The sequence below is a fragment of the Kouleothrix sp. 19917 genome (assembly GCF_057073505.1).
In genome coordinates this window covers 1,363,735-1,384,253 of the sequence record NZ_CP097099.1, presented here as the reverse complement: position 1 = coordinate 1,384,253, position 20,519 = coordinate 1,363,735, and the positions used below count along the sequence as shown (strand labels likewise).

19 protein-coding genes are annotated in these 20,519 nt (G+C 62.2%); 14 read left to right on the top strand and 5 right to left on the bottom strand.

Annotated elements, in window-relative coordinates; genetic code table 11:
- The first annotated feature begins 33 nt into the window (after positions 1-33).
- The gene (locus M1P90_RS05430) at positions 34-4,335 is read left to right on the top strand and encodes a bifunctional RecB family nuclease/DEAD/DEAH box helicase (RefSeq protein ID WP_483701635.1); all 4,302 of its coding nucleotides are present in this window, start codon (positions 34-36) and stop codon (positions 4,333-4,335) included.
- 194 nt (positions 4,336-4,529) lie between these two features.
- Here M1P90_RS05430 and M1P90_RS05425 read toward each other — a convergent pair whose 3' ends face one another.
- Positions 4,530-4,847 carry a metal-sulfur cluster assembly factor gene (locus M1P90_RS05425; RefSeq protein WP_483701634.1) on the bottom strand — a complete coding sequence of 106 codons (318 nt, stop codon included), beginning with the start codon at positions 4,845-4,847 and terminating at the stop codon, positions 4,530-4,532.
- A 217-nt stretch (positions 4,848-5,064) separates the two neighbouring features.
- The gene (locus M1P90_RS05420; RefSeq protein WP_483701633.1) at positions 5,065-6,252 is read right to left on the bottom strand and encodes an ArsA family ATPase; all 1,188 of its coding nucleotides are present in this window, start codon (positions 6,250-6,252) and stop codon (positions 5,065-5,067) included.
- 447 nt (positions 6,253-6,699) lie between these two features.
- On the opposite strand from M1P90_RS05420, the gene M1P90_RS05415 reads away from it, so the two are divergent.
- The 3 genes from M1P90_RS05415 (at position 6,700) to M1P90_RS05405 (ending at position 9,079) form a co-directional block, all read left to right on the top strand.
- Positions 6,700-7,746, top strand: a complete 1,047-nt coding sequence (locus tag M1P90_RS05415) for an SPFH domain-containing protein (RefSeq protein ID WP_483701632.1) — start codon at positions 6,700-6,702, stop codon at positions 7,744-7,746.
- Positions 7,747-7,932: 186 nt separating this feature from the next.
- Positions 7,933-8,142 (top strand): hypothetical protein, encoded by a 210-nt coding sequence (locus M1P90_RS05410; protein WP_483701631.1) that lies wholly within the window; start codon positions 7,933-7,935, stop codon positions 8,140-8,142.
- Entirely contained in the window at positions 8,126-9,079 is a 954-nt protein-coding gene (locus M1P90_RS05405) for a prohibitin family protein (RefSeq protein ID WP_483701630.1), read from the top strand. Before M1P90_RS05410 ends, M1P90_RS05405 begins: the two co-directional genes overlap by 17 nt.
- A 162-nt stretch (positions 9,080-9,241) precedes the next feature.
- Here the strand turns inward: M1P90_RS05405 and M1P90_RS05400 are convergent, their stop codons facing one another.
- The gene (locus tag M1P90_RS05400) at positions 9,242-10,375 is read right to left on the bottom strand and encodes a GNAT family N-acetyltransferase (protein WP_483701629.1); all 1,134 of its coding nucleotides are present in this window, start codon (positions 10,373-10,375) and stop codon (positions 9,242-9,244) included.
- A gap of 17 nt (positions 10,376-10,392) precedes the next feature.
- Positions 10,393-10,647: a hypothetical protein gene (locus M1P90_RS05395; protein ID WP_483701628.1), complete on the bottom strand. Its 255-nt coding sequence runs from the start codon at positions 10,645-10,647 to the stop codon at positions 10,393-10,395.
- Between the two features lie 252 nt (positions 10,648-10,899).
- Here M1P90_RS05395 and M1P90_RS05390 point away from each other — a divergent pair, with 252 nt between their 5' ends.
- The 4 genes from M1P90_RS05390 to rsgA all read left to right on the top strand — a co-directional run bounded on the left by M1P90_RS05390 (position 10,900) and on the right by rsgA (position 13,802).
- The gene (locus M1P90_RS05390) at positions 10,900-11,277 is read left to right on the top strand and encodes a hypothetical protein (RefSeq protein WP_483701627.1); all 378 of its coding nucleotides are present in this window, start codon (positions 10,900-10,902) and stop codon (positions 11,275-11,277) included.
- Between the two features lie 470 nt (positions 11,278-11,747).
- Positions 11,748-11,951 carry a hypothetical protein gene (locus M1P90_RS05385; RefSeq protein WP_483701626.1) on the top strand — a complete coding sequence of 68 codons (204 nt, stop codon included), beginning with the start codon at positions 11,748-11,750 and terminating at the stop codon, positions 11,949-11,951.
- 42 nt (positions 11,952-11,993) lie between these two features.
- On the top strand, positions 11,994-12,887 hold the full coding sequence (locus tag M1P90_RS05380; RefSeq protein ID WP_483701625.1) for an ABC transporter ATP-binding protein: 894 nt from the start codon (positions 11,994-11,996) through the stop codon (positions 12,885-12,887).
- A 9-nt stretch (positions 12,888-12,896) separates the two neighbouring features.
- The gene (gene rsgA / locus M1P90_RS05375; RefSeq protein ID WP_483701624.1) at positions 12,897-13,802 is read left to right on the top strand and encodes a ribosome small subunit-dependent GTPase A; all 906 of its coding nucleotides are present in this window, start codon (positions 12,897-12,899) and stop codon (positions 13,800-13,802) included.
- A gap of 214 nt (positions 13,803-14,016) precedes the next feature.
- Here rsgA and M1P90_RS05370 read toward each other — a convergent pair whose 3' ends face one another.
- Positions 14,017-15,519: a hypothetical protein gene (locus M1P90_RS05370; RefSeq protein ID WP_483698632.1), complete on the bottom strand. Its 1,503-nt coding sequence runs from the start codon at positions 15,517-15,519 to the stop codon at positions 14,017-14,019.
- Between the two features lie 263 nt (positions 15,520-15,782).
- Between M1P90_RS05370 and M1P90_RS05365 the strand changes: the two genes are divergently transcribed.
- From M1P90_RS05365 to M1P90_RS05340, 6 genes are all read left to right on the top strand, one after another.
- Positions 15,783-16,334 (top strand): isochorismatase family protein, encoded by a 552-nt coding sequence (locus tag M1P90_RS05365; protein ID WP_483701623.1) that lies wholly within the window; start codon positions 15,783-15,785, stop codon positions 16,332-16,334.
- Between the two features lie 288 nt (positions 16,335-16,622).
- A complete protein-coding gene (locus M1P90_RS05360) occupies positions 16,623-16,844 on the top strand; it encodes a hypothetical protein (RefSeq protein ID WP_483701622.1) in 222 nt (73 codons plus the stop codon).
- 81 nt (positions 16,845-16,925) lie between these two features.
- Positions 16,926-17,525, top strand: coding sequence for a GNAT family N-acetyltransferase (locus tag M1P90_RS05355; RefSeq protein WP_483701621.1), 600 nt, complete (start codon positions 16,926-16,928; stop codon positions 17,523-17,525).
- 7 nt (positions 17,526-17,532) lie between these two features.
- Positions 17,533-18,495, top strand: coding sequence for an N-acetyltransferase family protein (locus M1P90_RS05350; RefSeq protein WP_483701620.1), 963 nt, complete (start codon positions 17,533-17,535; stop codon positions 18,493-18,495).
- Positions 18,496-18,543: 48 nt separating this feature from the next.
- Positions 18,544-19,404 carry an ABC transporter permease gene (locus tag M1P90_RS05345; RefSeq protein ID WP_483701619.1) on the top strand — a complete coding sequence of 287 codons (861 nt, stop codon included), beginning with the start codon at positions 18,544-18,546 and terminating at the stop codon, positions 19,402-19,404.
- Between the two features lie 185 nt (positions 19,405-19,589).
- Entirely contained in the window at positions 19,590-20,519 is a 930-nt protein-coding gene (locus tag M1P90_RS05340; protein ID WP_483701618.1) for an N-acetyltransferase family protein, read from the top strand.

Below are 20,519 nucleotides of genomic sequence, written 5' to 3'. Positions count from 1 at the left end.
TTATTCAATAGATCATTTCCTGGAGCAATACATATGGCCACCACAACCATCCCACTGTTTCCAGCCCTCGAACGCGCATCCGTGCCGCGCAAAATTTCCCCGACCGATATTTCGCAGTTCATTCGCCTCGATCAGTGCGAGCGCTACCTGCGCCTGCGATTGCACGAGCGGGCTGCTGGGCAGAAATTTTTGTACGACTATGGTGTTGCGCCGCAATCGATCCCGCCAATTCTGACGCAATCGGGTGCGGAGTTCGAGGAAGCAATAGAGGATGCCGTTTGCACTGCCGCAACAATGACCTCGTGCAAGGTCGCAGCAGCACCGGGTGCGCGGAAAAGCGATAATGCGCTGGTGATCGCGCGGGCGCGCGCGCTTGGGCCAGAAGCAGTCGAATTTCTGTTTCAGCCACGGCTTGAAGTCGATCTGGATGGCTGGGCCGTACGTGGCGATGTCGACATCATTCGGCTGGAACGCGATACCGCAGGCGAGTTGCATGTCATCATTGCCGACATGAAAAGCTCAATCAGCGCCAAGCTCGAACATCGCCTCCAGGTGGGCTTCTACCATGAAATGCTCGACCGGCTCTTCCAAAGTGCTGGAATGCCCACCGTCGACATCCGCACCGCGATTTTGTATCGTGGCCCTGAAGGAGCGGGCGACCCAACCCAGCGCGCGCTTGCGCAGCAACTCTTTCACACTGACGGTGCACTGCTTGAACTGGTGCCAAGCCCGGAAGATTATCGCGACTCAGTGCGCGATCTGGTGACTGGGCAGGCTTCGGTAGCGAACCGCGTCGCCGGTGTTCCATTCGACGATCTGACTTTTCATCTCAGCTTCAAGTGTGACGGATGCCTGTACAACGCATTCTGTATGAAATGGAGCGCCGAGCGCGACGACCTGTCGGTGTTGCCGCACCTGCACGAGAATGACAAAAAGGCGCTGCACAAACACGGCATCACGACCACGCAAGCACTCGCGAACATCAAAGCGTTTGCTGCGCCCGACAGCCCTGAACTCGTTGCTGCGCCGGGGCACGAACAGCGCATTCGGCAGCTCTCGACAACCTGGCCACTCGGCCCGCGCCTGGACGAACTCATCCACCGTGCCCGGCGCTTCCGCCATTGGAACAAGGATGAGATTCGTGCGCTTTCATACATCCCCAGCAAAGGCTACGGTTCGCTGCCATACTGCGCACCCGACCATAATCCCAATCTGGTCAAGATTTACATCGACGCCCAGCTCGACTACTTGCACGACCGCGTCTATATGCTCGGCGCGCTGCTGGTGGGCTATGAAAACGGCGAGGCGCACCCCGACCGTCGCCGAAGCGTCGTCCGTATCACAAATGGCCCACCAGAAACGCCGGAAACCGAGCAGCGCCTGCTCGTTGACTGGATCAACGCGGTGATCGCCGCGCTGGCCGAGGTTGCCGCGCCCGATGCCGACGGGCAGCTGCGCGCCCCGATCCACCTGATCTTCTTTAATGCGCTCGAACAGCAGATCGTTCTCGATGCGCTGGCACGCCACTTTGCGACGGTGCTTGGCGCGACGCCACTGTACGACTTTATGACCCAGATTGCGGCGTTCGACTCGTCGCTGCTAACCTACCTTGCCGACGAAATTCGCGAGTTAAAGAATTACCCGATGGTCTGCCAATCGCTCCAGGCAGTTGCCTCGCATTTGCGCTTCGACTGGAATGCGGGCGAGCGCTACCGCGAAATCTTTTACCGGCGCGTGTTCGACGACCGCGGGCGGTTCATTGGCGGCGAACACGCCGATACGTGGTATACCAGCCGCGCGCGTTTCAGCAGCCATATTCCGCTCGAATACGCCTACGCGGCCTGGAACGCGCTGCCGCTGGCCGAGCGCGACGACCAGTTCGCCGACTACCGCGCAGCAACCATTGAGCGATTGACAGGCTTTCACGCGCGGCGCCTGGATGCGCTTGAGCACATCGCCAACGATTTCCGCGGCAATCGCCAGACCCAGAAAACGGCGTTTGCCCTGCCCGACCTTGCAGGTTTTTCCGGTGTGGCGCGCAATCTCATTCAGTCGCTGGCTGAGTTCGTGACGATCGAGCGGCATGTCGAGCTTGGCGCCTGGAAGACTGCGCGCTTGCTGCCGCCCGAGCGGCGCGTCCTGGCTGGAACAACATTTATCGCCCGCTACTGTGCGAGTGACCAGGTGCCAGAGTTACTTAGCACACTGCACGAGAATGAGCGTCGGCGCAAACTGCGCCAGCAGTACACGGCCGACTTCCTTGCCGCAAACCCGAAGCGCAAGCGCGCAACGCTCACGCCCGCGCAAAAGGCCGAGACTGAAGAACTGCCCTTGCCGGCACCCTATCGCCTGCGGCTTGACCTGACCGACGTCGATTGCAACCTTGATCAGGCCTTGCTGCTGACCAACATCCGAGCTGGGAACCGGATGTTGCTGGCACCGCGCTGGGATGTCGATTCACGCCTGCCCGCCAATGAGCAATTCCCGTATACTCCGACCCCCAAGCAACTGCTCTACGCGGCCCGCGCCGACATCGCCACCCTTGTCGTAGAGCGCGATGCGGCTGGGCAGGCAACCGCAGCCTTTGTTGAGGTGCGGCTGTCAGATTTCAGCGCCCATGTGAAAGAGGCCTATCGCAGCTTCGTGTTTGGTGGCCGCGATATTCCGTTGCGCGACGGCGAGCTCTATACGCTCGACGATGATCCGAATAGCTGGTACGCCTATTGGTGCGCGGTGATGGTTGATGCGGTGCGCGAGGGTGGCTATAACACGCTCTACGAGCGGCTGAACGACCCGACCCAGGCACACGTGACCTGGCCGGCCGCCGCTGTCGAGGGGCAGGCGCGTTTTCTTGCCGGCATCGACGCGCTGCACGCGGCCGGCGCAGCCCATGCGCCGCTGTTTGACGCTGAAGTACGCCGCTATATTGCTGAAAATGGCGATGTTCCGACGCTGCTTGTGCAGGGACCGCCAGGAACAGGCAAGAGCTACACCTCGGCGTTCGCCTTGCTCGCACGAATGCAGGGTGCGCTGGCCGCAAACATCGAGCGGCGCGTTTTCCTCTCGTGCAAGACGCACGCGGCCACGGACGTCTTGCTTGGCAAGATTGCCGAGCTGCAACAGCAACTCCAGCAATGGCGCCTCACGCATCCAGCGATTGTCGAACGCTCCATTGATTCACGCCTGTTTGACTTGCCGCTTTTTCGCATGGCAGGGCGCGAAAACCTTGCGACTGGTGTGACGCCATTGAAGCGCAATAAAGATCGCCAGGCGGATGACCCGAAGGCACTGGAGACGGTGCTGGCGCAGCGCCACTGTATCGTGGCGAGCACGCCCGGCGGCACCTATGGCATGCTGAAAGATGCCGATCGGGCATTGACGGGGCAGGCGTTCTGCCACTGCCTGGTGCTGGACGAAGCCTCGCAGATGAATCTTCCCGAAGCGCTGCTGGCTGCTGCGCCGCTCGCGCCCGATGGCCAGTTGATCGTCGTCGGCGATGACCGGCAGATGCCACCAATTATCAAGCACGATTGGACGAATGAGCGGCGGCGCACCTTCCAGCAATATCGCGCCTTCGAATCACTGTTCTCGATGCTGCGCGGGCAGAACCCGCCCATGATCAAATTCGCCGAAAGCTTCCGCCTGCATGCCAGCATGGCGGCCTTCCTGCGCCGCGAAATCTACGAGCAGGACGGTATTGCCTACTTCTCGCGCCGCACTGCAACGCTCACGCCATTGCCAGTATCCGATCCATTCATCGCGAATGCCCTGCACCCCGATTACCCACTTGTCGTGATTGTGCATGACGAAGCGGATAGCCAGCAACACAATCCGTTCGAGCAGCAGCTTGCTGCGCCTATTTTGTCCATTCTGGCCGACCCAGCTGCCTACGGGCTTGATCCGACCCAGGGGCTTGGCGTGGTCGTACCGCACCGGGCGCAGCGCGCAGCCTTGCAGGAGGCTATTCCTGCGTTGACAATACGCGACGCAACATCGGGGCTTATTCGCCTCAGTGCTGTCGACACGGTTGAGCGATTTCAGGGCGGCGAGCGGACAGTGGTGCTGGTGAGCGCAACCGAAAGCGACCGTGATTATCTGCGCGCCGCTGGTGAATTCCTGCTCGACCCACGCCGCCTGAATGTGGCGCTCAGCCGGGCAAAGCAGAAGATGATCCTGATTGCGTCGCGTTCGGTGTTTACGATGTTCAGCACCGACGAAGCAACGTTTGCGAACGCTCAGATCTGGAAGAACCTGCTGCGTCGAACCTGCACGGAACAGCTCTGGCAGGGAGATCGAGAGGGGATACGGGTCGAGGTTTGGGGCAACGCGCAATAACGCTTTACCGCATCACAAAGTATCAAAGACACATCTCCAAGCAGCGCCTGGAGATGTGTCTGCGAATCAGTACGACTTCTGAAACCCCAGCATAATGAAAAACTGCCTCCACCCAAAGGTAGCGGCAGTTCGAGGAATGATTTTTATGCCTGGCGATCGGATGAAAAAAATTCATCCCAACTTACAACAAGTGCCTAAAAGAAGCCCAACTCCTCGCGTGCGTCCTCGCTCATCATGCTGGGGTTCCAGAATGGCGTCCACACCAGGTTCACACTCACGTCTTCCAGCTCTTTGAAGACATCCTTCAGCGCGCCTACCTCGCGCCGGGCCTGGTCGATGATCTGCGGGCCAGCCGGGCATGCCGGCGTGGTCAGCGTCATGTCAATCTGCACTTTCTTGCCCTGATCCTGCACATCGACATTGTAGATCAGGCCGAGGTTCACAATATCCAGCCCGATTTCAGGGTCGTAGACGTTTTTCAGCGCGGTGCGCACCATTTCTTCGGTAATCATTGCCGTGCTCCTGTTTGTTTCGCTAGCAGTTGCTTTCGTAATGATACCATTGGACGCTCAGAAGGGCAAAACGCAGTGGGCAGTCGAAGGTTTGCAGTCGGCAGTTTTACTGGGAAGAGACGAAGAAAAGACGTTCACGAAGAAGAGGAGAAGTTTGTTTCAAACCTCTCCTTTTCTTCGTGTCTCCGTAGTGAATGTCGTCCGTCGTCTTCCGTCATTAGTTTGCAGCAGGCGCGGGCTGCGGCGCTTCGGGCGGGCCAAAGCGCACTTCCAGCACGCCATTGCGGAAAACTGCGCGCCTGGCCGGTCGCTCGGCCAGCGTCAGTGGCAGAATCATGTCGCGTTTGAAGTTACCAATCGCGATGAACAATTCGTCGCCGCGCTTGGTCATGCTGACTTTGCCGATCTCGACATGTGGGAGCGGCAGACGCATCACGTACTCGTCGCCATCTTTGGTGATTTCCTGCATTGCGCCCTTGAAAAACACCTTGGTCGGGTCGTCTTGCCCAAATAGCTCGCGCCCAACCATCGCAAGGTCGGCCACGCCCTTGATATCGCGCGGGTAGTGCTGTGCCTCCCAGATCGGCAGCGGCGCGAAAATATCGTGAACTTCCTGGCGGTAGCCGGCCTGCATCTCGGCCAGCTTGCGCATGAACTCGCCCTCGGCAGCGCTGTGTGGCAGCAGGCGGTTGAGCGCCACGCCATCGACCGGGTAGCCAAACAGCGAGAGGTAGGTAGCTGCGCGCTGCGCTTCCTTAATGACCATGCGCTCGGCATTTACCACCAGCCGGTACGAGCTGATCTCCGGGTCGGTGAGTGTTTCGCGCAGCGCCTCGACGCCCTTGGTCAGGCGGTTAAGCGTCTCGAAGGCGTTGGTAGCCGGGATGAGTGCGCGCACCAGCGGTTTGGCCACGCTCAGCGTGCCAGGGTCCCAGTCCATCACGCGCGCTGCATACCACTGAAAGGTTTCGGGCATGGTCAGCAGGCGAATGGTTTCGCCGGTCGGCGCGGCATCGACCACCACTACGTCGAAGTTGCCTTCTTTGGCCTGGCGGCGGATGTGCAGCAGGCTTACGACCTCTTCCATGCCGGGGATGATCGCCAGCTCTTCCGAGGCCACGTCGTCCACGCCCTTGCGGCGCAGCAGGCCGGCCAGGTAGGTGCGCAGTTCGCCCCAGTGCTGGCGCACTTCGTCGAGCACATTAATTTCCTGGCCCCACAGGCGGTCGGTGAGCTGCGTGGGCAGCGCGCCCAGCGGCGCATCCAGCGCGTCGGCCAGGCTGTGCGCCACGTCGGTGCTCACCACCAGCGTGCGGTGGCCCAGCTCGGCGGCGCGCGCGGCGGTGGCGGCGGCGGTGGTGGTTTTGCCAACGCCACCCTTGCCCAGGTACAGAATGAGTCGCATGCTTGTTCCTTTATTCAATGCGCGCCATCGCGCAGGTTGTCGGTTTTCTATCAGAAATACGCTGCCGCCATTGTAAAGGTTGCGCTTTCGGCATGTCAAACCGACGAGGGGAGATTTCACCACGGAGGCACAGAGGACACGGAGGTTTTGGCTGCGAATGTTCCAGATTTGCAAAGTTTGAAGGCTGCCGACTGCCAACTGCCAACTGCCAACTGCCAACTGCCGCCTGCCAACTGCCAACTGCCAACTGCCAACTGCCAACTGCCGACTGCCAACTGCCGCCTGCCAACTGCCAACTGCGGCCCTTCGTCCGTAGTCGCTTCTGCAACCAAGCTGTTGCTACCCACGTACACATATACATGCTATGATGCATTTGGCGGCTGCGCGTTCTGCCCAATATGGCGCGCGGCACCACGCCACCCCCACTTCTATGAGAAAGGAAGCCCCATGACCCAGCGCGACTCAAGCCCCCGCAACCCGCTCGCTCAGGCTGGCCGCGGCCTTGGCCGCACCGTTGTCGTCATCGCAGTGGTACTGATCGTTGGCGGCCTGCTGCTTTCGATGTTCAAATTTGCCCAGATCGACGAAGGCCAGCGCGGCATTATCATCACGCAGGGCGCCGTCGAAGGTGTGCAGGAGCCGGGCATCTTCTTCCGGCTGTTCGCGCCATTCACCCGCGTCGAAACCGTGAATGTCAAGCGGCAAACCCGCCAGGTGAGCCAGAACGTCGCCAGCAGCGACAAGCAGCTCTACGATATCGACATTCAGGTCGACTACAGCCGCAAAACCGACGAGCCGTCGCTGCGGGCGCAGTATGGCCGCATCGGCGTGAGCGACGAACAGCTCAATCTGTTTCTCGACGGCTTTATCAACGACGCCCTGAAGAGCGCCAGCACGCAGTTCACGCTCGATCAGGTTTTGTCCGATCGCGGCGGTTTCAGCCAGCGTATCAACCAGCTGCTGCGCTCGCCAACCGGCGACGGCCAGCCCAGCCCAATCGAGCAGCTGTATGTGAATCTCGAGGCGGTGAAAGTGCTCGACATTAAGGTTGGCGATGCTTACGCCAAACTGCTGGCCGAAAAAGCCAACCTCGAAGTGCAGATCGAAACCGAGGAAAAGCGCCGCCAGCAGATCGAGGCGCAGCAGGCTAACAACCTGTTCCAGGCCGAGCAGGAAGCCCAGGTTTCGCTAACCACCGAAAAGGGCCGCACGGCAGCCGCGCTTGAGGCTGCCAACCGCGATTCTCAGGTGCGCGCAATTGAAGGGCGCTACTGGCGCGAAAACCCCGAGCTGTTCGAGCTGCGCAAGCGCGAGCTGCAAACCGAGCTGCTGAAAAACGGCAATATCTGGTTTGTCGACCCAAACACCGATCTGACTCTGCTGCTCGACAAGACCACCGGCAATAACGCGCCAACAATTATTCAGCAGGAACCACAGGCCCCGCAACCAGGCCAGCCGAGCCAGCCGCAAACCGACGCGCCCACGGCACCATAGCGCCCTCGCGCCCAAGCGAATACGTAGTACAATAGACGGGGTGGCCACGCGGCTGCCCCGTTTGCTGTGCGGTCCCGATGCCTGCCCACATCGGCTGCCCAAACGCGCTCTTGCGCTGCAACCTGGCACGCGCTTGCCCGTAGATCATGGCAAAGCCGAATATGGAACCCTTCGGCAGGAGGCACTATGAGTCCAACCTTGTTGGAATTCATTGTCGCGATTATTCTGGTTGTCGTGCTCTGGCAGATCGGCATCATCATCGCGCCGAGCGTGCTTGGCTGGCTGGGCCGGCTGGGTCGTAGCGTCGACGAAGCCGCCGAGCGCGCCACACAGGCCAACGACGATCAGCAACCGCATCAGCAAACAAAGGAGCATCACAATGGCACGCACCGCTAGCCCGAACCGGGCGGCTGCACGGCTGGGTACGCTGGTTATTATCGCGCTGCTCGCGATCGCTGGGCTAAGCCTGCTGTTCTCGACATGGCGCACAATCGATCCGGGCTATGTCGGCATTGTGTTCGACAAAGCCAGCCACAAAGTCACCAACACGCTCGACCCGGGCTGGGTATTTATCAACCCGCTCACCGAAAGTATCACGCGCTACCCGGTGGGCGTGCAAACCCTGGTGATGGTGCAGGAAAACAGCGAGGGCAAGATCACGGGCGATGATAGTGTGAAGGTGGGCACGCGCGAAGGGCAGACGATGTTCGCCGACGTCAGCGTGCAGTACTCAGTCGACCGCAACAATGCCGCGCAGCTCTACCAAACCTGGGCGGGCGCACCGATCAACACGATCGAAGACAACCTGGTGCGCCAGGTCACGCGCTCGGTGCTGAATGATGTTGCGTCACAATATGGCTGGGAAGAGATCTTTGGCGAGAAGCGCGTGGAATACACTGGCCGCGTTTCCGACGAGCTGAACAAGCGCTTTGGCGCGAAATTCGTCAAGTTCGAATCGCTGAATTTGCGCGGCTGGCACCTGCCCGACAATTTACAGAAGGCGCTCGACGCCAAGATCACCGCCCAGCAGGCCGCCGAGCAGCAGCAATACTCGCTCAACCAGGCGAAGATCAAAGCCGAGCAGGATAAGGTGCAGGCCGAGGGCGAGGCGAATGCCTTGCGCGCCCAGGCCCAGGGCGAGGCCGACGCAACCAAAATCCGCGCCGAGGCCCAGGCCGAGGCCAACCGCCTGCTTTCGCAAAGCCTCACGCCCGATCTGATCCGCTACCAGCAGCTGCAGCGCTGGGATGGCAAGCTGCCGGTGTTTAGTGGCAGTGGCGCGACCCCGCTGATCGACGCGACCAGCATCATTAGCGGAACATCCGGGCGCTAGCGTAGGAAATATCCATAGAGTACGCCGATGGCACAGATTGAATAGTTGCCCTGTGTTATCTCCGACCTGTGGCAAAAAATGTAATCACTACGCACTACGCACTTTTCTCTAGTGCGTAGTGCGTAGTGTTTCTCCGTGATCTCTGTAGCACACAATTGTTCTTCAGAGGGCGGGAAACAGCACATCGATCAGGCCAAGCTCGGCGTCGTCGCACTGGAGCCCGCCAGTTGCGCGCAGGTCAGCGGCGGGGCGGTAGCCCAGGCACAGCTGCGCCAGCGCGGGTAGCTCAATGCGGCGCAGGCGAACATCTGCGGGCCGCGTGCCGTCGGCCACGCTCACACGGCCCGCATCCACCATCAGCGTCACGCGCTCGCTTTCCAGCTCCAGCCGCACCCGCCCCGACCACCCGGCATAGCGCGAGCGCGCCAGCCGCAGCTCAAATTCGGGCGCGAGTTGCTCCAGCAGGCCTGCCAGATCGACCACGCCAGCCAGCGGGGCGCGCTCGTCGGGGGTGGGGGCGCGCTGCGTTGCCATGCCACCTAGCTGCAAAGCAGCCCGCGCAACCGGGTGTATCGCCAGCAACGCCAGCCGCAGCCCTTCGCCCGAATGCGCGCCCAGCGCTGCCAGAAGTGCGCGGGCCGCACCTGCATCGGCGGCGGCCGCTTCGGCCCAGCCATCCAGCCCCGGCGCAGCATAGCCAAGCGCGCGGCCCTGCCCATCTACCAGCACCAGCGCGCGATTTTCCTGAAGCCATGCGCGCCAGTCGGGCGCGGCGCGCAGCTCGGCCAGCGCGAGCGGCGCGTAGCTGGCGGCGTAGAGTGCCGCCAGTGCCTCGGCGTCATCTGCGCTGGCCGGGCGCAGCTTGCCTGCCGGGCCGGGCGGCGCTGACAATTCCACCGTCGCGGCGAGCTGAAAGGGCGCAAAACCATACGCGGCCAGCTCGTCCGGCGCGCCCGCCCACAGCGCCAGCGGCAAGCCTTCCTCAAACAGCGCGCCCAGGCAATCGCCCAGCAGCATCTCCCACGCATCGGTGGCCAAGCCCGGCGCCACCAGCGCGTCAATCGTGCCGGCCTCGACGGTGGCAGTGCCCACGCGCAGGCGGCGGTGCGCCAGCAGCGCATAGCCAGCAATCGCACCATCGCGCAGCGCCAGGCGCGTCAGCGCTGGCCGGCCACGCGGCTGCTGCCAGTGCCGTTCCAGCGCGGCGAGCGCCGCAGCGCCCTGCGCGGCAGCAAAGGCGCGTAGCGGCTCGGCGTCGGCGGGCGTGGCGGCACGCCGCTCCAAATCAGGTGACATAGTGCTCCCAGGCGCAGCTAGGCCACGCTCAAATCCTCTACGGTCAGGTCGCTCGGGCGCAGATCGTAGACCGGGCCAAGGAAATCGCGCCCCTGCACGACATATTCCTGCACGCGCCCGTCGGGCAGCACGCCCAGCTGCCGCACGCCGTCGAGGTCTTCAAATACCCACTCCATGTGCAAACACTCAAGGTTATACAGCCGCGCCCGCACCTGCGTGCCATCCGGCATGAGGTAGATGCCATCGCGAACAAACTGTTGCGCAAATTCCATCGCTGGCTCCTTCTGTGAGAACCAAGAACCGAGAACCACGGAACCGCTGAACCAAACAGTCGGCAGTTGGCAGTTGGCAGCGAGCATGATCTCCAACCTGCAAACCTTCAAACCTGCGAACCTGCAACCCGCAACCTGCCAACGTGCAACCTTCAAACCTGCAACCCCCATGCTACCAGCACCAGCGCCTGCTGCGCAAGCCGTGCCGTGTGCTACAATTGCGCCGGTAATTCGTGAACAGAAAGGCTCGCAATGGCGACGCTGACCCTTTTACACATGCGCCTGGTCGTAACGATTCTGCTGTTTTTTGGCGCGCTGACGATCTGGGGTTTTATAAATTATGTGCGCGGGCGAAGCATTGGCGGCAGCTACAAGGGCGCGCTGGCGATCGGCGAGCTGCTGATGCTGGCCGAGTTCATTATTGGCGTGGCGCTTTTTGCCACTGGTGCGCGGCCATTTCGCCCCAGCATTCATATTCTCTACGGCATTGTCGCAATCATTATGCTGCCCGGCACCTTCGCCTACACGCGTGGCCGCGACGACCGCTGGGAGCAACTGATTTACGTCACGGTCTGCCTGTTCCTGTGCGGCATCGCCCTGCGCGCGCTGACCACTGGCCGTGCCGGCTAACGAACATCCGCCGAAAGTCGGAGCGGCACGCGCTTGACAAGCCTGCCGCCCGCGTGATATGCTTGCGGGCAGTAAGCAGAGTAATCGCAGAATGTAATTGGAAAGGTGGATGTACGCATGGCTAGCAAGAAGCTCATCACAACCGAGAGCTTCATCACTCGCGAGCGACTTGTCGGTCCTCGTGGTGAATTTGCTCACGGCCTTGCTGCGCCCATTTTCCGAAAGCGCCACTGTTGATTTTCATCACAGTTTGAGCTAACGGGCCGTGGGCGACAGTCGGGTTCGCTCACGGCCTCTTTGCGTCATACGCATGGCCGTGGGCAGCACGCAGAAGGTGCCCACGGCCTTTTGTGTCCCCTGAATCGCCTGTGGGTAAGGACGTTTTCGCAATGCCGTTTCCGAAGCCTGAAGCATCGCCTGGCACGGCGGCCGCAAGCGCGGGCCCCGCCAGATTGCGAAGGAGCAAGACCTTGATAATCCAGGATCGCGACGGCTCACTTTTGAAAGAGCCGCGCCCACCTAAACGGAATCAACACAACGACGCAGCATACCGCGTCGAGATCCCGGCCATCGTGCTTGATGAGGAAAACAGCCTGATCGAGCGGGTTATCGCCTTTGCGTTCGACACGTTGGGCGCGCGCCGGGTCGATGTCCGCGTCCGTGAATGTGAATAAGCCTGGCGCTGCCGGGCCTCCCTATGCGAAAAGAGGAATGCTGTGAGCCTGATTGCCGAACCTGAAACCACCCAAAACACGCCCGCCGCATCCGAGCTACCGGCCCTCGACATTAGCGGCGCGTTCAAGCGCTTTCGTAAGGACCCCGGCCCGCAGCCGGCCTTCTGGAAGCGCGGCGCGCGCCAGCCCCGCGAGCTGACCGTCGCGGTCGATAATATCTCGATCAGCGTGCCGCGCGGCGAGATATTCGGCCTGCTTGGCGCAAACGGCTCGGGCAAGTCGACACTCATCCGGCTCGTTTCAACGCTGCTCATTCTCGACAGTGGCGATATTCGCGTGTTTGGGCACGATGTGCAGCGCGACGAACGCGCGGTGCGTCGCATGATCAATCGCGTCAGTGTCGAGGCGTCGTTCTTCAAGAAGCTCTCGGCCCTGGAAAACCTGATGTACGCGGCGCGCCTGTACGATATGCCAATCGACGAAGCGCGCCAGAAGGCGATCTACATCCTGGGCAAGCTTGGCATGGCCGAAAAGCGCCTGTACGAGCCGCTGGAAAACATGTCGCGCGGCATGCAGCAGAAGGTCGCGATTGCGCGCGGCCTGCTCACCGCGCCGGTGCTGCTGCTGCTCGACGAGCCGACCACCGGCCTCGACCCGCGTTCCAAGCAGGATGTGCAGCGCTTCATTCAGCGCATGCGCCGCGAGCACGACACCACCGTGTTTCTGACCACCCACGATATGGACGAAGCCGACCGGCTGTGCGACCGCATTGCGATCATCGCCGACGGCAAGATCGTGGCGCTCGATACGCCCGCCGAGCTGAAGCGCCAGATCGGCGCGCAGAGCGGCAAAAACGGCAGCACCACCATGGAAGATGTCTTCCTGGCGCTGACCGGCAAGAGCCTCGACGACGACTTTGAAACCGAAGCAGAATAGGAGATCAGCTTGCAAGGACTCGTGCTGAAAGCGCAGAGCGGATTTTTCTGGGTCAAGACCGACGCGGGCGTGCTTGAGTGCACGCTGCGCGGGCGCCTGAAGAAAGAGCGCCAGTCGAGCGATATTGCTGTGATTGGCGACGTCGTCGAAGTCAAGCAGGTGTCGCCCAAGAACGGCGCGATCGAGGCAGTGGAGCCGCGCCGCAGCAAGCTGGCCCGTCGCGCGTCTGGATCGCGCGGCGTGTGGAGCGAAGACGTGCTGGTGGCAAACGTCGACCAGGTATTGCTGGTGTTTGCCTGCGCCAACCCGCCGCTTTCGCCGCGCATGCTCGACCGCTATCTGGTGCTGGCCGAGGCCGAGGAGCTGGACACCGTGATCGTCGCCAACAAAGTCGATCTGGTCAGCAACGATCAGGCGCGCGCGCTGTTTGCCGTGTACGAGCAGATCGGCTACCCGGTGATCTACACCAGCACCAAGCAGCAAACCGGCCTCGACGATCTGCGCGCGCGCCTGGCCGGCCGCATCAGCGTCGTCACTGGCAAGTCGGGCGTGGGCAAGAGCAGCCTGCTCAACGCCGTGCAGCCCGGCTTGGGCCTGGCGACCGGCGAAGTCAGCGAGTCGCTGCACAAGGGCCGCCACACCACCACCGTTGCCGAGCTGCACCCGGTGGAGTCGGCGGCCGGCGGCTACGTGGCCGACACGCCCGGCATTCGCGAGCTGGGGTTGTGGCGGCTGGCCAAGGATTCGCTCGACTGGTGCTACCGCGAGTTCCGCCCGTTTCTGGATGACTGCTACTTCGCCGGCTGCACGCACGTGCACGAGCCCGATTGTGGCGTGCGCGCCGCGCTGGCCGAGGGCACAATCACTCAGGAGCGTTACGATAGTTACGTCAAGCTCTACGAAGAGGCGGCGTGAGATAGGGGATGGAGGATGGGGGGTGTGGGATGGAAATCTTCGACCTTCCAGCCAAACACCCGCGCCGCCCTGGTAATAAAAATCAAGAAAGCGTAGTTGCGCGATGTCCTAGCCTTACGTCACCGATTCGCTGGCGACGGCACATCATTCACAAACCGAGTGTGTACTATTTTCCGCGCTACGACATGGTTTGTAGGTACTTTACAGTTTGTGATTAGGCGGCCAGCGTCCACTCAGGCATCAGATGCGCTGGTGAATGCTCCGTGCTGGCTGGTGGATAGCCTAATGCCACCAGCCAGTCAGTCGGCGCATCGCGCATCCCGCTCAGATGCAGCGGGCTCTGACCTTTATGCTTCCCACGAGTAAACACACGATGGTTGTGCCAAACTGCCAGCAACGCCAGCATACCGTTTGTCAGCCTTCGCCGCACCGCCAGATGTGGGCGCAGGATGCTATGCCACCGCTCCACCGCGCTCGAAACCTGCACCGCCTCCTGCCAGGCTGTCAGCAGCACTCGCGCCGCCGCACGCCAGTCCACTGGCACCGCCGCTATCACCTCCGCATCGGTCCACGCCAATTCCTTCCGCCTCAGCCAAGCCCATCCCAGCAGCGCTTGCCGCTCGGCTGCCAGCACTCCACTCAGCTCCTGCTGCACCTGCTGCACCTGGGCACCAAAACTCAGCAGCTTTGGCATTTGCCTCCGAATGCGGCGCGCCAGGCGCCCCAGTTCGGCCTGCTGCTCTCCCGCGCTGCTTTCTGCCAATTCGTCCAACAAGCTCAGCAGCGCGTCCAGTTCGTCTTGCCGCTCGGCCAAGCTCAGCAACCGCTTGCGCCCGACCACCACCACCGCCAGCAATCGATGCAACTCGTCGGTCAAATAGGCCAGCGCAGCGACACCATCGGTCGCTGCCGCCAATTCCTGGCTGTGGCTCTCAAGCGTGCGCTTGGTCGGCCGACCGCGCTGACGTGTCCCAAGCTCGAGGCAGGCAGCTTGGCGCTCAACTGCCGCTGTACGCGCGTGCATCTGGCTCAGGCGGCGCTGCAGGCGAGCCTGCACCAGCGAGCAGGCTTGGAACAGATGCCAGTGGTCGAGTTGCACCAGCACATCGGGCGTGACGTGCTGGCAGGCACTGTGCATGGGTGCGCCATCGTCCATCACAACCCGCTCCCATCGCAGGCCACGCTCCTGCAAGCTCCACAACAGCAAGGTCCAACTCTCGGTATCGACCGCCAGCGGTCCTTCAGAGGCCCAAACTGCGCCGCTGTGCACATCGACCACGTTCAGATAGGCGGCTCGACCGTGAGCGGGAAAGATTTCGTCGAGCGCCAAGGCGCGAGTGGAAGAAGGAAGGTGCGTGTGCATCCAGGTCAGAGCGCGCTGCTGAGCCTGGTGCAGGACTGCGACGATGGTGGGCAAACTGAGGCCCTGTCCGAGCAATTCCTGGGTCGCGGCTTGAATGCCACGCTGAGAGGCATGCGCGATCCACAGCGTCAGAATGTGGCGAGCGCTGGAGCGGGCAGGCGCGTGAGCAGACGGCGGCGAAAAGGCAGCCGTGATGGCGCGTCGGGCGTGCTCGCGCCAAGCATACAAGGTCGGGCGCGAGACGTGATGTATGCGGCTGAGGCGTGTCACGATACCATACTCGCCTTGATGTGCCAGCAGCAGCGCTGCGGATTGTGCACGCATCTCGGGCGTGCTAGGATGTGTGCGACCCATTGGGTTCTCCCTAGTGATTGGTTGTGGTTGGCCCTTCAACCATACCACTAGGGAGTTTGTCTGTCAGCAGGCAGGGAAAGACTGTAAAGCTGGCTTGGTCTGCCTGAAACCATGTCTACGCGCGGAAAATAGTACACAAAAAAGAATGAGTACCGCTCTGCCGAAGGCTAAAGACACCACGCACGTTTGAGTAGAAAGGAGGGCAGCCATGCGCAAAGTCCACACAACCGCCATTGACGTGTATTCACCAAGGAGTGTTGCCCATGACAAGCGGAACTGCCCTGCTTCTGATCGACCTGCAAGTTGGCCTGCTCGCTGGCGAGCGGCCTGTGTTCGAAGCCGCGTCGGTGCTGGATCGCTGCGCAGCCCTGGCCGCGCGCGCCCGAGCCAGCGGCGTGCCAGTGGTGTATGTTCAGGATAAGGATGTTGGCGATGGCGTTGGCACGCCGGGCTGGGAAATTCACCCGGCGGTCGCGCCCGCACCCGGCGACCTCGTGCTGCGCAAAGCCTGGGCCGACTCGTTCTACGAAACGGCCCTGCGCGACGAGCTGGCGGCGCGCGGCATCACGCGGCTGGTAATTGCGGGTTTGAAAAGCGACGCCTGCGTATTTATGACAAGTACGCGAGCGATTGCGCTTGGCTACGATGTCGCGCTGGCCGCCGATGCCCACAGCACAACCGACAATCACATCATCAGCGCCGGGCAGGCACGCGACTATATCACCGCGCTGCTCGAAGGCATTGGCGCCGAGGATGGCTTCGGCGAAGGCCGGCACAGCATCAGCGTCGCGCCTGCCGCCGAGATCGCGCTATAGCCGAACCACGACGGCACGAAAACTCGAAGGTTTCAAACCCGAATACTCTAAGCTTCCAGGAAGCTCAGGCCTGTTTTACATCAACCTGCTACCAGATTAGCTTCCTGGAAGCTGAATGCAAGAACTGTATTTATCAGAATAACAAGCGCGCACGCGCCGAGCGAAAGGAGCACGCATATGACTGCCAGTGTTTTTCCACCCGCCCACCTGTCCGCCGTCGTCACGAACCTGTATTAATCCGGGGCACGCGTGCCTGGCGCGGTGCCTCTACGAGAGGAACTCACTGCAATGCCAAGGATTCATATTCCGGCGTACGATCTCGACACCATCGAGGACATGGAAGAGCAGGAAGACTGGGAAGACGTCATTGGGCACAGCGCGCCCGACGCCCGCCGCGACGGCCGCAGCACCGACTCGCGCGGCGAGCGCCGCTTCGGCGGGGCCGATTCGCTGGCCCGCAAGCGCGCCGACCGGCGCAAGAACGTGAGCCGCCCACAGCGGCGCGTGTAAGCCAACGCAGCACGTGCGCCAGCGGCACCTTGCCCCTCAGCCGCTGGCGCGCCATCGCTGCGCACTCATAGGAGATTGATCATGACGCACACAGCCGAGCCACCATTCCGCCTGGAGGTCATTCCCGGCGAGCAGATCTTTCTCAGCCACGTGCTGCGCGACGACATCCCGCTGTATGCGCGCTGGTTTGCCGACCTTGAGCTGAACACCTATGTCGGCGGGCCGGGCAACAGCTTCCTGATCGAGCACGAGCAGGAATGGTACGAGGCCATGGTGAAAGACCACCGCAAGATCTTCAGCGTGGTGGTGCGCGAGGATGGGCGCATGATCGGCAATGTCGGGTTCAACCGCATCGAGCAGCACAAGCGCGTGGCCGAGCTGGGCATCGCGCTGGGCGACAAAAGCGCGTGGAGCCAGGGCTACGGCACCGAGGCGCTGCGTCTGCTGTGCGACTACGGCTTTACGTTCCTGAGCCTGCACACGATCTACCTGTGGTACACCGACTTCAACGCGCGCGGCCGGCGGGCCTACACCAAGGCCGGCTTCAGGGAGGCGGGGCGGCTGCGCGGCGGCGAACTGTTCAACAACCAGCACTACGACCGCGTGCTGATGGATATCACGCGCGACGAGTTTGGGCCATCGCAGCTGCAACGCCTGGTCGGGCAGCTCGGCGGCAAGTGAGGAGCTGATGAACACCGTAACTGTGCGCCCCTACGCGGGCGAAAACGATCTCCCGGCGATCACCGCGCTGCTGAACGATTGCGACGCGGCTGACCACCTTGACGATAACTACGCCATCGAGGACCTGCGGCTGGAGTTTGCCGACCCGCGCCTCGACACCGCCAAAGACTTGCGCCTGTGGGAAGACGCCGACGGCGCGCTGATCGCGTTCGGCCAGGTCTGGATGGACAGCAGCGACGACGAGGTCGAAGGCGGCCTGTACTGGCGGGTCGCGCCGTCGGCACGTGGCAGCGGCATCGAGGACGAAATCATGGCGTGGGTGACCGAGCGCGTGCTCCATCAGGCGCAGGCCGAGTCGAAAAAGGCCCGCCTGAACTGCGGAACGCGCACCGATTTCGCCTACGGCCACACCCTGCCCCAGCACGCGGGCATGGCGGTTGTGCGGCATTATTTCCAGATGATCCGCCCGCTCGACACGCCGATCGAGCCGGCCGTGCTGCCAGCGGGCTTCACGCTGCGCCATGTGGCGAGCGACGCCGATGTGGCGGGCTGGGTCGATGCGTTCAACCTGTCGTTCATCGACCACTACAACTTTCACCCGGTGACGCTGGAAACGCATCGCCACTGGATGCAGCACCCGAGCTACCGGCCCGAGCACGATCTGATCGCGGTGGCCGAAGACGGCACGATCGCCGCCTTCGACTTGTGCCAGATCGACCCGGCGGAAAACGAGCGCAATGGCCGCAACGACGGCTGGATCGGCATTCTTGGCACGCGGCGCGGCTACCGCAAGCTCGGCCTGGGGCGCGCTATGCTGCTGGCCGGTTTGCAGCATCTCAAGTCCAACGGCGTGGAAAACGCGCGCCTGAATGTCGACGCCGCAAACCCAACTGGCGCGCTGCGCCTGTACGAATCGGTTGGCTTCAGCGTGCTGCACAGCTGGCAGAACTACGAAAAATACCTGAACTAACCCCTGCTGGTGGGCACGCGCCTGGCAGCAGTGATGGAGAATGCACCAATGACCACCGTACCGCGCCGCCGTGGCGGCGAGCTTGGGCGCGAACTGCGCGCCGCGTATGCGTTCGTCGAGCGCAACGCCAACCTGATCAAGCGCTACTGGGCCTGGGAGCTGGTGTGGCTGGCCTACTCGATCGTCAGCTCGCTGGCCGTGACGCTAATCGGCAAGGCGTCGAGCGAGATCACCGGCGTGGCGATGAGCGCCGCGCAGATCAACACGTTCATCCTGTTCCTGATGGTCGGCACGCTTGTGTGGCACTACCTCGCCATGGTCTTCGACATGGTCAGCGAGGCGATTCAGTGGGAGCGCTGGGAAGGCACGATCGAGTATACCTTCATGGCGCCGATCTCGCGCCTGACGCACCTGCTTGGCCAGGCGGCCTTTGCGGTGCTGTATGGCGTGCTGCACACCTCGATCATTATGACGATCGTGGCGCTGTTCTTCCACGTGGACCTGAGCCACGCAAACGTGGCGAGCATGCTGCTGATTGTGGTCACCGGCAGCCTGAGCTTTATCGGCCTGGGCATGTTTGCCGCCGTGCTGCCGCTGCTTTCGCCCGAAAAGGGCTTGCAGATGACCAACATCATCAAAACGCTGGTGCTGCTGGTAAGCGGCGTGTACTACCCAATCAGCGTGCTGCCGGGCTGGATGCAGATCTTCGCCAAGATCTCGCCGGCCGCGTATATGCTCGAAGGCATGCGTAAGGCGCTGCTGGAAGGCATCAGCGTGCAGGCGGCCTTTCTGCCCTACATTGTGCCGCTGCTGATCACTGGCCTGATCACCATTCCAACCGGCCTGTTCGCCTTTACGCGCGCCGAGCGCTACGCCAAGGCCACGGGCAAGCTCAAGCGCAACGGGTAATGCATCCTTGCGGAAATCCGTTGCGGGTTGCTCATGGCATTTAGCCACTATAGCAAGGTGCAGGCGTATTGGGCCACAGAGAACACGGAGGACTCCGAGTTTTGTCTGTCACTCTCCGTGGTCTCTGTGCGCTCTGTGGCTTAAGCATTTCGCTCTCGGCTATAGTGTTGACAGGAAGCGCAACAATGGCACACTTTAATGCCAGACCCTACGAAAACCCTGCCGAGGCCCCGGCCCTGGCCGCGCTGATCGCCGCCTGCGAAGCGGTTGATCAGCTCGACCAGGGCAGCACAGCCGACGAGCTGGCTGGGCAAAGTGGCGACGCAGACATTCGTCTCTGGGACGATGCGCAGGGCCAGCCGGCTGGCTTCGGCCAGCTGTTTGTCGACGAACCCGATGGCGTGGTGGAGGGTCGTTTGCGCATCCATGTGCGGCCCGACGTGCGCAACAGCGCGCTGGGCGACGCAATCATTGCGTGGGGCGCGGAACGCATGCGCGAGATCGCCCGCGAGCGCGGCCGGCCAGCGCGCATTCGGTCGCTGGGCCGCGACGACATTCCGTTCCGGCTTGAGCTACTGAAGCGCAACGGCTTCACGCCACAGCGCACATTTCTGCGCATGGTGCGCCCGCTCGGGCCAGCTCTGCCTGCGCCCAACATTCCCGCTGGCTACGCCCTGCGCCCGCTCGACGGCGAGCGCGAGGCGGCCGCCTGGACGGCGCTTTTCAACCAGACCTTTCGCGAGCACTGGAACCACTTCGACTACACGCTCGACGATGTGCGCGAGTGGCTGGCCGCGCCCGATTACCGGCCCGACCTGAACCTTGTGGCCGAAGCGCCGGACGGCGAGCTGTGCGCCTTCTGCTGGGGCACGGTGCGCGAGGGCGGCGAAGGCTGGATCGACGAGCTTGGCACGCTGCCCGCGTACCGGCGGCGTGGGCTTGGGCACGCGCTGCTGCTGGCGAACCTGGCGCGCATGCGCGACAGTGGCCTCACGCTCGCCAAGCTGGGCGTGGATGCGGAAAGCGCCAGCCAGGCACCGCAGCTTTACCACGCGGCTGGCTTCGCCGTCGCGTACCGCATGATCACGTCGGTGAAGCAGCTTGCCCATAGTTAG